Raw genomic sequence first — 13,750 nt, forward strand, 5'->3', positions numbered from 1 at the left:
AATGGAATTGAGCTTTTTTTTTACCTTATAGAAACCAATGTCATGCGACTATTGGTTTCCTTAAAAGAATGAACAGCGCCTCATTAAGCTACATATACTTAGACTAGGCGCAAAGAAAACGTCACCAAAATGAAAACCAATATATTCTGTGAATAATAGTGGATGGCGAATACTATTACAATGTACAGACCACGAATGATACGGATATGGTCATAACCACTGTATTGGGTGGTTTTAGCTGGAATTACATCGTATATGGAGTATGGATTGTTATGAAAACTCCAGTCTAATCGACAATGCAATTGTGGCCAAAGTGCAACAACTTTTGGAAGAAAAAACGGATCTCCCCGAGGAACCCGAAGAAGTAATACCATATGTAGAAACTTCTCTGCCCCCTCTCCAATCGATAGAGCCTGCTGTCGTCCATGCTGCTGTAGATAATAAAGTCAGGCCGTATGTCGCTTGTAAACTGCCAAAGGTGAGCGGTAGTAGTAGTGAGCAGCTTTATGAATTTCAAAACCGCAATAAAATCAAAGAGCAGATCCGTGCTATAATAGAAAGTGAAGCACCAATAAGTAAAAATTTATTATTTAAAAAATTGCTACAAGCTTGGAATACTAGTCGTGCAGGAGCTAAACTGGACATGCATTTGCAAGAGATATTGCAAGAGATGAATCTACTGCAAACGCAGCATCAGCAATTATTTCATTGGCACAATAACATTGAATTAGACTATTACAGAAGTAATGACATCGAGAAACGAAATATAGAAGATATTCCCCCTGAAGAAATCCTTGTCGCACTTGAAGAAGCCGTACGGCATAATCTAAGTATTGAAGAAGGAGAATTATTGAGATATCTGGCTCGTGTTTTTTGCTTTGCCAAAGTAGGTCGGCAGATAAAAAATGTGCTCAGCGCTGTCATCGCATTGGCCAAATATAAGCAAATCATTAAAAGAGAAAATGGAAGAATAAAACTATTTAATACCTAGTAGCCAGATGAGCTGTGCATTTTCATGTTTTAAGAAAACTTTATCCTACTAAAGCTTGTTCTATAGGTATACCAATAAAGAATATGTTATGCAAGAACAACAAGAGAAACATGATTGGGAAGATAAAGTTCCTGAAGTCGTACAAGACGAAAAAGATGATAAACCTGCTGGCAGAAATATTATACTTGTCATACTAATTGCTATAATTATTCTGGCTATAGTATATTATTTCTTTTTTAGAGATTCAGCAAATATGTTCAGCTAAAAAAGGTGATTTTATTACAATAAAATCACCTTCCATGCTGAGATAATATCCTCATTCGCAATATACTCTTTTGCTTTTTCCTGAAGATGGATATCTCGTGTAGTATCATCGCCAATAAAAGCATTCGTTAGTTCCTGAATTTGAGGTTCACTTCTAAAATAATCCACCTCCGTTTCATTGGGGAGGTGGTCTATTTCAGTTAATCGAATTTTTTCTTCCTCGCTTAGTACATTGGAATTAAGTACAAAAGCGGGTAAATCTTCGTATCGCATTAAAACTTCTCTATAATCTTATTGGCAAATTCACTTGTCTTCAACAGCGTTGCTTCTTCCATAAGATTGTAAAAGTCAACGGTCACGGTTTTATCCTTAATGGTTTGAGACAATGCTTGTACAATCTTATCTGCAGCTTCTTGCCATCCGAGATATTCCAACATCATTACTCCACTTAAGATAACGGATGAGGGGTTCATCGTGTCTGTATTCGCAAAGCGCGGTGCAGTACCATGTGTAGCTTCGAAGATCGCGTGCCCCGTTTTGTAGTTGATGTTTGCGCCTGGTGCTATACCGATTCCTCCTACCATAGCCGCCAATGCATCAGAAATATAGTCGCCGTTGAGATTTAAGGTAGCTACCACAGAATAATCTTTAGGAGCCAATAATATTTGCTGCAAAAAGTTGTCGGCTATAATATCCTTGATGATTATTTTACCTGTTGCTTCCGCCTCTTTTTGCTCAGCATTCGCAGCTTCCTGTCCTTTTTCTGCTTTGGTTCGCTCCCACTGCCCCCACGTATAGGTCTTATCCGCAAATTCTGTTTCCGCCACGTCGAAGCCCCATTGTTTAAATGCGCCTTCGGTATATTTCATAATATTGCCCTTGTGCACAATGGTCACAGATGGTAATTGTTGCGCAATAGCGTATTCTATAGCCGAGCGTATCAATCGCTTGGAGCCTTCTTCCGAAACGATTTTAATACCGATACCGGTTTGGGCATTGAAATTATATTCTACATGCAGATCATTTATTAAGTAATCCTGCATTTTTTTTGCCTCCACTGTCCCTGCAGAAAATTCAATTCCTGCATAGATATCCTCCGTATTCTCACGGAAAATTGTCATATCGACATCCTGAGGACGCTTCACTGGTGAAGGTACACCCTCGTACCATTTCGTAGGTCTCAGGCAGACATATAAATCCAATTCTTTACGCAAAGCAACATTCAGTGAACGTATACCTCCACCAATTGGTGTGCTCAAAGGACCTTTGATACCGATTAAATATTCTTTAAAAGTTTCCAATGTTGCTTCTGGCAACCAAGTTCCAGTTTCGTTAAATGCTTTTTCTCCAGCTAATACTTCTTTCCATTCAATCTGACGACTGCCTCCATAAGCCGATTCAATAGCCTTATCAAAGACACGTACAGCAGCATGCCAAATGTCCGGTCCTATCCCATCACCTATGATAAATGGAATGATAGGATTGTGGGGTACATTTAGTTTTCCATTTGTCCCCATTGTAATTCTCTCGCCCATATACAATTATAGTTAGTTGTTTTTTTCTTTATTAAATATATTACCAATCTCCCGTGATATTTTACGGAATATCGGTGAAGCTTCCACCGATTCGTAGACATCTATATGTTGGTTTTCTTGTCGACTTGGGAATATCAAAATGATGTTCTGATTCTTATAATACTTACCCAATCGTTTGGCTAATCCATCTAGAGAATCGCGGTAAGATACCTCGCCGCTCCGCGAAGAAACAAATATCAATAAGGAATCTGAATTATTAAACGTCGCCAATCCGTAGATATTATCCCAATCTTCATAGAGCGCATAGTTGGTAACCACGCTTGAATTTAGCGCTTCTATAGACTCTTTTAAGTTGCTCTCCGTCCGTGGATCGCAGACAAAACTTATCGGTAGGGTCAACTCTTTGGAAAGCACCAATACTTTTTCCAACCAATATTCAAATCCCACCTCTGATTCGGCCAATGGCGGCACAAAGACAGTTATCGAACGATGTGTAATGAGTGGTTTCTCAATTCGGCACATGAATAAAGTGGTATCTGTATTGTTCAGGATGCTTTCAGATTTTTCACCAACAATTTTTTCTACAAAAGAGGTGACACTTGGCCAACCCATGATCACACAATCAGCCATCACTTGCTTGGCCATACGTGCAATTCCTGCCGGGATATTAATGTCGATTGTAGTGAGCAACTCTACTTCATTTTCTGCTCCAGCAGCATATTTTGCTGTGTTTTCCAAATTGCGCTTAGCTTCAACCAAATTTTTCTCTGCTTGCACATCATTAGGTACAACACTTACAATATTCATCGGATAAGGCGATTTTTTGGATTTGATAAGTGTCGCAAAATCCAGAATTGGCTCCATATTGTTGATATTGGCAATCGGAATCATAATCTGTTCTTCTGATTCTTCTACGTGTTCAATATGCTTATCATCCTGATGTCCTTCTCTGACTACCCGTTTTGAGGCATTCTCTGTGACGATAGACGCAATTATACAGGTGAACAGAATGAGTACAATTGTGCCATTAAGGACATTCTCATCGATGATATTATTGCTATATCCCACCATAATAACGGCTAGTGTCGCTGCTGCGTGGGCATTACTCAAGCCAAATATCAAGTTACGATGGCTAGTGGAATATTTGAATGTCAATTGCGTAGCGGTCGCAGCAAGGAATTTACCAAATACGGCTACTACAGTGAGCGTTCCTGCTACGATTAAAGCTGTAGGACCTTTTGACAACACACTGATATCGACAATCATCCCCACCGATATAAGAAAGAAAGGAATAAAAATCGCGTTACCGATAAACTCGATTCTATTCATCAAGGCTGAAGAATGTGGTATCAGCTTGTTCAAGGCTAATCCTGCCGCAAACGCACCAATGATAGGTTCCAGCCCTGCAATTTCGGCCATAAAAGCGGAGAAAAATACGACCGTCAAGACAAAAATATAATGCCCTGTTTTCTCGGATTCCACTTTTTGGAAATACCATTTGGCTATACGTGGAATGATACCAAACATTATAAACAGAAATACCGCAAACGAGACACCCAGTGTAACCCAGAATTGTTGGTTAATATTACCATGAGATGCTCCCGTGATAACAGCCAATATGATAAGCACGGCTGTATCGGTTAGTATCGTGCCACCAATGGTAATAGCGACAGCCTCATGCTTGGAAATACCGTATCGATTTACAATTGGATATGACACTAATGTATGTGTAGCAAACATACTCGCTATCAATACACTTGGTAATACACCGTAGCCTAATATATAATAACACACAGGAAAGCCAATTGTGATCGGTATGATGAAAGTAAAGAATCCAAATAAAGCACTTTTATGTTTTGTCTTCCTAAACTCATTCATATCAAGCTCAAGACCAGCAATAAACATGATATAAAGCAAACCAATGGTTGAGAAAAGATTTACTGCAGAGTTATTTTCTAGCCAGTTCAACCCATGTGGACCTATCACAACGCCAGCCAGGATCAGTCCTATTATACCTGGTACGCGAATTGGCCTTAACAAGATAGGTGATAACAATATAATTAGTAGTACTAAAGAAAATATTAAAACGGGATTTGTAAGAGGCGCTTTAAAAGCATCCAGAATATGTTCAATTACGTTGTTATTCATTTATTTCTTGATTTATTTACTTCAATATAAATAAAGTTATACTAGGCAATCAAAATACGAAAAAAGATAGTATAAGAAGAAAAAAATACGCGATATTATTTAAACTGAATGGTTTTTATAGGTGAGATACGTGTGATAAGCATCGACGGAATAATAGTCGTCAGGAAGACGAGAATGACCACAGAAATATTGAGTATCAGCAAGGTAAACATATCAATATGCATAGGAACATATTCTAAATAATAGATGCTTGGATCCAATTTGAAAAAGTGTGTCGAACGTTGGAAAAAATATAGAATCAACGCCACAGCATTACCGATCAGCAGACCATAACCTATTACATACATCGAATTGAGCATAAACACTCTTCTTAATGCAGTATTATTCATCCCTAAGGCCTTCAATATGCCAATCATATTCGTTCGCTCCAGAATAGTTATCAGCAAAGAACTGATCATATTGATGACAGCCACAATGACCATAAGTACGAAAATGATATCATCGTTCATATCCAGCATTTCGAGCCAGTTGAACACATCCGCCCAATATTCAATGACATTAGTCGCTTTGAGGACTATCGGTAATTCCTCATTAATCGCATGTGTGGTTGCTGCCAATTGACTAAAGTCCTTCACGCGTATTTCATACGCACCGGCTTCGTTGACAAGAAGCTGATTCAGCTTGCGAATAATATCAATAGATCCCACTACATAATTCTTGTCCCAGTCATCAGAATTTGTGCGGTAGATTCCCTTAATCAGAAATTTGCGTTTGCGTGTGCGATTATCTTGCACAAAAGACATAATCACATCATCGCCGACTTTTAAATGTAAGCGATTGGCGAGGTAATGTGATATTAAAAGCTGCTGCTCAGCATTTTCAGCTTTCAGATCTAAGATATCGCCGTCGACCAAACTACTTTTCAGAAAGCGCTGATCATAATCCGCCTCCACCCCTTTGAGCATCGCTCCTTCTACTTCATCGTTGACACTAATAACGCCTACTTTGGTGGCAAAGCCGTGAATGGATTCTATATTTTGGGTATTTAAAATCTGATTGATCTGCGAGTCCGTAAGCAGCACAGGGGTAAGTTCATAATCCGCTAAAGTTTGCTTGGTAACTATTATGTCACCAAAAAAACCGCGTTGTTTGGTTGTAATTTCTTCCTTGAAGCCGCGCAATATCGCAACAGAAAGTAAAATCGCGATAATAGCAATAGCCAAAGCTCCTATTGTTACGCGAACAATAAGCTTCGAAAAAGTGCGCTGACCTTTTACATTGATTCTATTAGCTAAATATAAAGGAAAATTCAACCTGCAATATTATTTTGTAACTTCGCAAAGTTAATAATTTTTGGCACTTGACAAATTCCTGCCATACTGTTTTGAATCAAAAAGTAAGTTAAAAATATGCGTATTGTATTTATGGGTACTCCGGATTTTGCAGTGGCTTCTTTGAAGGCCTTGCTTGATGCTGGAGAACAAGTAGTTGCCGTGGTAACAGCTCCAGACAAGCCGGCTGGTAGAGGTCAAAAACTGCATCAATCGGCGGTAAAAGTTTTTGCAGAAGCGAATAATTTGCCCGTTTTACAGCCCGAGAAATTAAGAGACCCTCAATTTATTGAAACGTTAAAATCCTATCAGGCAGATTTACAGGTTGTGGTAGCCTTCCGCATGTTGCCGGAGATAGTATGGAATATGCCACCACGAGGCACCATCAATGTGCATGCTTCGCTATTGCCACAATATAGAGGTGCTGCTCCTATTAATCACGCCGTGATGAATGGCGAAAAAGTATCGGGCGTAACGACTTTCCTACTCCAACATGAAATCGACACGGGAAATATTCTACTGGCACAACAAGTGGAGATAGCCGACACCGATAATGCGGGAATATTACACGACAAACTCATGCATGCGGGTGCGGAAACTTTAATTAAAACAATAAAAGGATTAAGAGACAATACACTTAATCCTATCCCTCAAGAAGATATAGCTGTGGAAGAATTGAAACACGCTCCTAAAATATTTAAAGAGGATTGTCGGATTGATTGGGATAATTCCACAGATCAGGTATATAATCAGATTCGGGGATTAAGCCCCTATCCCACTGCCTTTACTTATCTGAATGATAAAATGTTTAAAATATTCGAAGGCGAAAAGATGAGGGAGTCCCATACGCTAACTCCGGGTAAGGTAGTCAGTGATGGGAAGACTTATATGCGATTTGCAACCCAGGATGGATACATCAATTTGAAAACCATTCAAATTGAAGGAAAAAAAAGAATGGAAATCAATGAATTTCTAAAAGGATATCGTTTTGAGAAAGAATGATAAATGAATTAATCTTCCTCATAAGCAATGATATCTCCAGGTTGGCAGTCTAATGCTTCGCAGATGGCTGCCAATGTATTTAAGCGAATGGCTTTAGCTTTGTTATTCTTCAGTATAGACAAATTTGATAGTGTGATTCCAACGTGCGAGCTTAATTCATTGAGTGACATGCGTCTCTTCGCCATAACTTGATCCAAACGTATTACCAATTTCTTCATTATAGTACGATTATAATTTCTTTTCTATGGTTTAGAACATTTTAGACCAAAAAAGGTTTTATTATTAAGTACATTTTTTATTGCTTTATAATTGATTTTTTATATTACAATATAAAATCTTTGGAATGATTTTTGATGTATAGTATTACATTTCCATTATTTTATAACTCCCTCATTATGAAGTAATAAATTACACTTTTATTACACAAAACGAATAAAATAATTAGTATTTTTGCAACATCCAGAAAAAAGGTTTAAAAATTAATGAGACAGCTCAAAATTACACAATCGATCACGAATCGTGAATCACAATCTCTTGACAAGTATTTACATGAAATTGGTAAAGTTGACTTGATTACTGCTGAAGAAGAAGTAATCTTAGCGCAACGTATTCGCGAAGGGGATCAGGTGGCATTAGAGAAGTTGACTAAAACCAACTTACGTTTCGTCGTTTCTGTTGCTAAGCAATATCAGAATCAAGGTCTTACTTTAGGTGACTTGATTAATGAAGGTAACTTAGGCCTTATAAAAGCAGCAAAACGTTTTGATGAGACAAAAGGTTTTAAATTCATCTCTTATGCAGTGTGGTGGATTCGTCAGTCTATTTTGCAAGCTATCGCTGAACAATCACGTATCGTACGTTTACCACTTAACCAAGTGGGATCATTAAGTAAGATCAGCAAAGCTTTCAGCAAATTAGAGCAAGAATACGAACGCGAGCCTTCTCCAGAAGAATTAGCAGATATCTTAGAAACTACAGTAGATAAAGTTTCGGATACATTGAGTAATTCAGGTAGACACGTATCAATGGATGCTCCATTTGTACAAGGTGAAGAGAATACATTATTGGATGTATTAGAAAACTCAGACCCAGATACAGATAGTTCATTGATCGATGAGTCATTGTCTGAAGAGATCAAAAGATCCCTATCTACCCTCACAGAAAGAGAAAGAGAGATTATCGTATTATTCTTTGGTTTAGGATCCAACCATCCGCTATCCCTTGAAGAGATCGGCGAAAAATTTAATCTAACGAGAGAGCGTGTACGCCAGATCAAAGACAAAGCTTTGCAACGTCTACGTCACACTTCTCGTAGCAAAATTCTAAAATCTTATTTAGGCTAATATATAGTCCATATTGAAAATCGAAAGCGCAAGATAATACTTGCGCTTTATTTTTTTGTCAAAATTTCCCAGTCACCAAAGCGAAAGATGCAATTTTGACACATTAATTTATTCAGAACAGACAAAATTTCCGATTTATTCTTCAAAAACAGTTAAGGCACTAAGATTGTTATTTCATTCATGTAAACCCAAAAAGGAAAACAGCATATGAATTTTAACAATTATACAATCAAAGCACAAGAAGCCATTCAAAAGGCTTCTGAAATTGCTGCCGGCAATCAGCAACAAGCTATTGAACCAGCACATATATTAAAGGCATTATTGAGTGTGGATGAACATGTGATTCCACATTTGATAAAAAAATTGAACGCCAATACGAATTACATCAACAGTGAAGCGGATAAACAAATTGAAGCGCTTCCAAAAGTATCTGGAAGTAATATTTATCTGAGCAATAATTCAGCAAATGTACTGCAAAAGGCGCAGAGCTATCTGAAAGAATTCAACGATGAATATGTTTCATTAGAGCATCTTTTACTTGGACTTCTCTCCTCTTCAGATAAGGTGGGAAATCTGCTGAAAGACCAAGGTATTAATGAAAAAGATTTAAAATTAGCGATTAAAGAATTGAGAGGAAATAATAGAGTAACGGACCCAAATGCTGAAGCAACATATAATGCTTTGGGCAAATACGCACGCAACCTAAATGAATTTGCAGAATCAGGAAAATTGGATCCTGTAATCGGTCGTGACGAAGAAATCCGTCGCGTGATGCAAATACTATCGCGACGCACCAAAAATAACCCAATCCTTGTCGGCGAACCAGGTGTTGGTAAAACAGCAATTGCTGAAGGTATTGCGCACCGTATTATCAAAGGCGATGCACCAGAAAATTTAAAGTCTAAAATCGTGTTCTCCCTAGATATGGGCGCACTGATAGCCGGAGCGAAATACAAAGGCGAATTCGAAGAGCGACTGAAAGCCGTGGTCAAAGAAGTTTCGGAATCGGATGGAGAGATCATTCTTTTCATTGATGAGATCCACACTTTAGTGGGAGCTGGCGGCGGCGAAGGTGCTATGGATGCAGCGAATATACTAAAACCAGCTTTGGCTCGTGGTGAACTGCGTGCTATCGGGGCTACAACTTTGAATGAGTACCAAAAATACTTTGAGAAAGATAAAGCACTGGAGCGCCGCTTTCAAAAAGTAATGGTAGACGAGCCTGACACGCAAGATGCTATTTCAATCCTACGTGGGCTGAAAGAACGATACGAGACACACCATAAGGTGCGTATTCTCGATGAATCCATCATCGCAGCGGTTGAATTATCACAGCGATACATTACAGATCGTTTTTTACCAGATAAAGCGATTGACTTGGTCGATGAGGCGGCTTCTAAACTTCGTTTGGAAATGGATTCTGTTCCGGAAGCTGTGGATGAATTGGATCGTCGTATCATGCAGTTAGAAATTGAACGTGAAGCGATAAAACGTGAGAAAGACGAGAAAAAAGTTGCGGAACTTTCTGAGACAATAGCGAACCTATCTTCGGAACGAGATGCTCTAAAAGCGGAGTGGCAATCTGAGAAAACTTTGGTAGATCGCGTCAATCAGGAGGTTCAGAATATTGAAAACTACAAGTTAGAAGCTAATCAAGCTGAACGCCAAGGAGACTATGGTAAAGTAGCAGAATTGCGCTATGGTAAGATTAAAGAGGCCCAAGATACTGTAGAAAAACTTAAAGCAGAACTTAACGAAAAGCAAAAGAGTTCGCGCATGCTGAAGGAAGAAGTAACGGCTGAAGATATTGCCGATGTGGTATCTCGCTGGACTGGAATTCCTGTGAGCAAAATGGTACAATCTGAGCGTGAAAAGCTTTTAAATCTGGAAGCCGAATTGCACAAACGTGTGGCCGGACAAGAGGAGGCTATTGAAGCTATTTCAGATTCGATTCGTCGTTCACGCGCAGGATTAAGTGATGCAAAACGTCCAATAGGATCTTTTATCTTCTTAGGAACTACCGGAGTAGGTAAAACTGAGTTAGCCAAAGCTTTAGCTGAATTCTTATTCGATGATGAGCAAGCCTTGGTACGTATCGATATGTCCGAATATCAAGAACGTCATTCGGTCTCCCGCCTAATCGGTGCGCCTCCAGGATATGTGGGTTATGATGAAGGTGGTCAATTGACTGAAGCTGTACGTCGCCGTCCTTATTCAGTAGTCTTGTTAGACGAGATTGAAAAAGCGCATCCTGATGTATTCAATATTTTATTGCAAGTATTGGATGATGGGCACTTGACAGATAACAAAGGTCGTGTGGTGAATTTCAAAAACACAATCATTATTATGACTTCCAATACAGGTTCGCATATTATACAAGAGAACTTCTCTTCGTTGACAGATATAAATCGGGATGAAGTCGTTGCAAAAACGAAAGACGAAGTTTTTGAATTATTGCAGAAATCGATTCGTCCGGAGTTTTTGAATCGTATTGACGAGATTATTATGTTCACTCCGCTGAGCAGAAATGAAATTGGTGATATCGTGCGCATGCAATTCAATCACGTCACCAAGCAACTTGCAGAACAGAACATCTTCTTGTCAGCTACAGATGAGGCGTTAGATTGGTTAGCACAATTGGGATACGATCCAATATATGGTGCTCGTCCATTGAAACGAGTGATCCAAAAACGCATTTTGAATGAATTGTCGAAAGAAATTCTAGCCGGAAAAGTGACTTCGGATTCAGTAATTCAATTGGATGTTTTTGATGGTAAGTTTGTATTCTTAAATAAAGCTGAAGGATAATATTTCATAATTCTCCTTTAAATAAAAAAAGGTTCTTTTCAGAAATGGAAAGAACCTTTTTTATTCACTCTATTAATAATTAAGTTATATTTACGATATAACTATCGTCATTACTAAAATGATAAACAACTTAATATTATCTACAGTACTCATAATCTTTCTTTCCCATTCAATATACGCTCAATCGCAAAAGCCCAATATTGTGTTCATCATGGCGGATGATTTAGGCATCGGTGATTTAGGCGTATATGGACAGACAAAGATTAAAACACCCAATCTGGACAAACTAGCAAAAGATGGAGCTAAGTTTACCCAATTTTATGCGGGAACATCTGTTTGTGCGCCATCGCGGGCTTCATTGATGACAGGCATGCATACAGGCCACACCTATGTGCGTGGCAACAAAGAAATTGAACCCGAAGGACAAGAACCATTGACTGATTCTATTCGCACATTTGCCATGGATTTACAACAAGCGGGCTATGCAACTGGTGCATTTGGAAAATGGGGATTGGGCATGGTAGGCACGAGTGGGGACCCAAATTTAAAGGGCTTCGACACTTTCTATGGATACAATTGCCAAAGACAGTCTCATCGTTACTACCCAACTCATCTATGGCATAATAAAAAGCGAATTGTTCTAAATGGAAATGATTTGACGAATAAAGTTCATTACGCTCCAACATTGATTCAAGAACAAATATTACAATTTATAGAAGACAATAAAGAAAAACCTTTCTTTCTTTTTGTACCTACCGTGTTACCGCATGCCGAATTGGTAGGTCCAGAAGATGAATATTATAAGATGTATGAAAATGCCTTTCCCGAGAAAGCCCATCAAGGTGAAGATTATGGTCCAAATGCCACGGTAGGTGGCTACGCATCAGTGGAGAAGCCAAGAGCCACTTTTGCTGCTATGGTGACACGTATGGATGCGTATGTAGGGCAAATAATTGCCAAACTAGATGAACTCGGACTACGAGAAAATACAATTATCCTCTTCACCAGCGACAATGGTGCACATCGTGAAGGTGGTGCTGATCCTGATTTCTTTAACAGCACCGCAGGTTTTAAAGGTGTAAAACGTTCACTGCATGAAGGCGGTATTCGTACACCACTAATTATTAATTGGAAAAACAAAATTGCACCAAACCAACATATCAGTCACATTGCTGCATTTTGGGATGTGTATAATACCTTAGTTGAACTGGGCAAAACATCTCCCTCTGTACGTAATGATGGTATTTCATTTTTGCCTACCCTATTAAAACAAGGAACACAGAAAGAACATAAATACTTGTATTGGGAATTTCATGAAGATGGAGGTAGACAAGCTGTCCTAGCCGATGGTTGGAAATTGATCAAACAAAAAGTAAAAACACCTAAAGATTCTTATTATGAGCTTTATCATATTGACAAAGATCCATATGAAAAGAACAATTTGGCAGACTCAAACCCTATAAAAGTAAAAGAGTTGTCCAAATTAATAGAGCAAGCGCATATTGAAAGCACTATTTATCCATTAATTGGCCTTGTAAATTAGTACTAGGATATAAAAGTAAGCCAATCAACTTTTGTTGCAATACGGCATAGGGTTTGATAAGTTATTGTAAACAGAAAGGTAAAAAATGAGCGTTAAAAATATTCAAAAAGTGTCAGGCCGATTGCCGATTGGTGACCCCTATATCATGGGTGCATATCACTATGATAAATATCCAGAAGGCAATGGTAAATTCGGCCCTAAGGCTTCTTTAAATGGCCATCAATTGGGTAATGATTTTAATCCTGACGCAGACTGGCGCATGTATCATGGAAAAGAAATCCCTGGTTTTCCCTTCCACCCTCATCGAGGATTTGAGATTATTACGATAGCTGACGAAGGTTATGCGGATCACTTTGATTCGAAAGGTTCAAAGGGACGATATGGTGAAGGGGACGTGCAACTGATGAGCGCAGGTTCGGGCGTTTTACATGGTGAAATGTTTCCATTGATCCATGAGGACAAACCAAATCCATTACGGTTGTTTCAAATCTGGATTAATCTTCCGGCAGCGAGTAAAATGACAGAACCGCAATACAAAATGCTTTGGCATGAAAAAATCCCTGTAGCACAGGTTTCTGAAGGGGTGAATTTGAAAGTAATTTTAGGGGAATATAATGGTGTTAAATCTATTGAGCCCTTACCCTATTCCTGGGCCAAAAACCCAGACAATCATGTGGGGGTCGCTTTAATTGATTTAGCTCCCAATACGTCGTACACATTAGAAGCTAAATCATCAACGATGCGTAGATTTCTATTTTTCTATGATGGAACAACTACTGTGCAAG

At 38.7% G+C, this 13,750-nt stretch carries 12 protein-coding genes; 7 read left to right on the forward strand and 5 right to left on the reverse strand.

What is annotated here, in order from left to right; genetic code table 11:
• The first annotated feature begins 262 nt into the window (after positions 1–262).
• Both EDC17_RS12480 and EDC17_RS16895 read left to right on the forward strand, forming a co-directional pair.
• Entirely contained in the window at positions 263–991 is a 729-nt protein-coding gene (locus EDC17_RS12480) for a DUF3320 domain-containing protein (RefSeq protein ID WP_132778403.1), read from the forward strand.
• A gap of 88 nt (positions 992–1,079) precedes the next feature.
• Positions 1,080–1,256: a hypothetical protein gene (locus EDC17_RS16895; RefSeq protein WP_165894417.1), complete on the forward strand. Its 177-nt coding sequence runs from the start codon at positions 1,080–1,082 to the stop codon at positions 1,254–1,256.
• A gap of 14 nt (positions 1,257–1,270) precedes the next feature.
• Here EDC17_RS16895 and EDC17_RS12485 read toward each other — a convergent pair whose 3' ends face one another.
• The 4 genes from EDC17_RS12485 to EDC17_RS12500 all read right to left on the reverse strand — a co-directional run bounded on the left by EDC17_RS12485 (position 1,271) and on the right by EDC17_RS12500 (position 6,251).
• Positions 1,271–1,528 carry a hypothetical protein gene (locus tag EDC17_RS12485; protein WP_132778404.1) on the reverse strand — a complete coding sequence of 86 codons (258 nt, stop codon included), beginning with the start codon at positions 1,526–1,528 and terminating at the stop codon, positions 1,271–1,273.
• Complete coding sequence (gene icd / locus EDC17_RS12490; protein WP_132778405.1) at positions 1,528–2,790, reverse strand: NADP-dependent isocitrate dehydrogenase; 1,263 nt, start codon at positions 2,788–2,790, stop codon at positions 1,528–1,530. The genes EDC17_RS12485 and icd overlap by 1 nt, the downstream gene beginning before the upstream one ends.
• Positions 2,791–2,802: 12 nt before the next feature.
• Positions 2,803–4,938, reverse strand: a complete 2,136-nt coding sequence (locus tag EDC17_RS12495; RefSeq protein ID WP_132778406.1) for a cation:proton antiporter — start codon at positions 4,936–4,938, stop codon at positions 2,803–2,805.
• A 95-nt stretch (positions 4,939–5,033) separates the two neighbouring features.
• Positions 5,034–6,251: an ABC transporter permease gene (locus tag EDC17_RS12500; RefSeq protein WP_132778407.1), complete on the reverse strand. Its 1,218-nt coding sequence runs from the start codon at positions 6,249–6,251 to the stop codon at positions 5,034–5,036.
• 96 nt (positions 6,252–6,347) lie between these two features.
• On the opposite strand from EDC17_RS12500, the gene fmt reads away from it, so the two are divergent.
• Complete coding sequence (gene fmt / locus EDC17_RS12505) at positions 6,348–7,271, forward strand: methionyl-tRNA formyltransferase (protein WP_132778408.1); 924 nt, start codon at positions 6,348–6,350, stop codon at positions 7,269–7,271.
• Between the two features lie 8 nt (positions 7,272–7,279).
• On the opposite strand, the gene EDC17_RS12510 is transcribed toward fmt, so the two are convergent.
• Entirely contained in the window at positions 7,280–7,489 is a 210-nt protein-coding gene (locus EDC17_RS12510) for a helix-turn-helix domain-containing protein (protein WP_132778409.1), read from the reverse strand.
• A 264-nt stretch (positions 7,490–7,753) separates the two neighbouring features.
• On the opposite strand from EDC17_RS12510, the gene EDC17_RS12515 reads away from it, so the two are divergent.
• The 4 genes from EDC17_RS12515 to EDC17_RS12530 all read left to right on the forward strand — a co-directional run.
• A complete protein-coding gene (locus EDC17_RS12515; protein ID WP_079642450.1) occupies positions 7,754–8,614 on the forward strand; it encodes a sigma-70 family RNA polymerase sigma factor in 861 nt (286 codons plus the stop codon).
• 207 nt (positions 8,615–8,821) lie between these two features.
• Positions 8,822–11,422: an ATP-dependent chaperone ClpB gene (gene clpB, locus EDC17_RS12520; RefSeq protein WP_132778410.1), complete on the forward strand. Its 2,601-nt coding sequence runs from the start codon at positions 8,822–8,824 to the stop codon at positions 11,420–11,422.
• A 118-nt stretch (positions 11,423–11,540) separates the two neighbouring features.
• Complete coding sequence (locus tag EDC17_RS12525; RefSeq protein ID WP_132778411.1) at positions 11,541–12,965, forward strand: arylsulfatase; 1,425 nt, start codon at positions 11,541–11,543, stop codon at positions 12,963–12,965.
• An 85-nt stretch (positions 12,966–13,050) separates the two neighbouring features.
• Positions 13,051–13,750, forward strand: a 700-nt coding sequence (locus EDC17_RS12530; protein ID WP_132778412.1) for a pirin family protein, incomplete at its 3' end; no start/stop codon positions are given.

It is taken from the genome of Sphingobacterium alimentarium (assembly GCF_004342685.1).
GTDB lineage: Bacteria > Bacteroidota > Bacteroidia > Sphingobacteriales > Sphingobacteriaceae > Sphingobacterium > Sphingobacterium alimentarium.

Bases quoted from the DNA above. Each gene is read 5' to 3' on its own strand.
- EDC17_RS12495 (WP_132778406.1), bottom strand. From the start codon at position 4,938: ATGAATAACAACGTAATTGAACATATTCTGGATGCTTTTAAAGCGCCT.
- EDC17_RS12510 (WP_132778409.1), bottom strand. From the start codon at position 7,489: ATGAAGAAATTGGTAATACGTTTGGATCAAGTTATGGCGAAGAGACGC.
- EDC17_RS12485 (WP_132778404.1), bottom strand. From the start codon at position 1,528: ATGCGATACGAAGATTTACCCGCTTTTGTACTTAATTCCAATGTACTA.
- EDC17_RS12515 (WP_079642450.1), top strand. From the start codon at position 7,754: ATGAGACAGCTCAAAATTACACAATCGATCACGAATCGTGAATCACAA.
- icd (WP_132778405.1), bottom strand. From the start codon at position 2,790: ATGGGCGAGAGAATTACAATGGGGACAAATGGAAAACTAAATGTACCC.
- EDC17_RS12525 (WP_132778411.1), top strand. From the start codon at position 11,541: ATGATAAACAACTTAATATTATCTACAGTACTCATAATCTTTCTTTCC.
- fmt (WP_132778408.1), top strand. From the start codon at position 6,348: ATGCGTATTGTATTTATGGGTACTCCGGATTTTGCAGTGGCTTCTTTG.
- EDC17_RS16895 (WP_165894417.1), top strand. From the start codon at position 1,080: ATGCAAGAACAACAAGAGAAACATGATTGGGAAGATAAAGTTCCTGAA.
- clpB (WP_132778410.1), top strand. From the start codon at position 8,822: ATGAATTTTAACAATTATACAATCAAAGCACAAGAAGCCATTCAAAAG.
- EDC17_RS12480 (WP_132778403.1), top strand. From the start codon at position 263: ATGGATTGTTATGAAAACTCCAGTCTAATCGACAATGCAATTGTGGCC.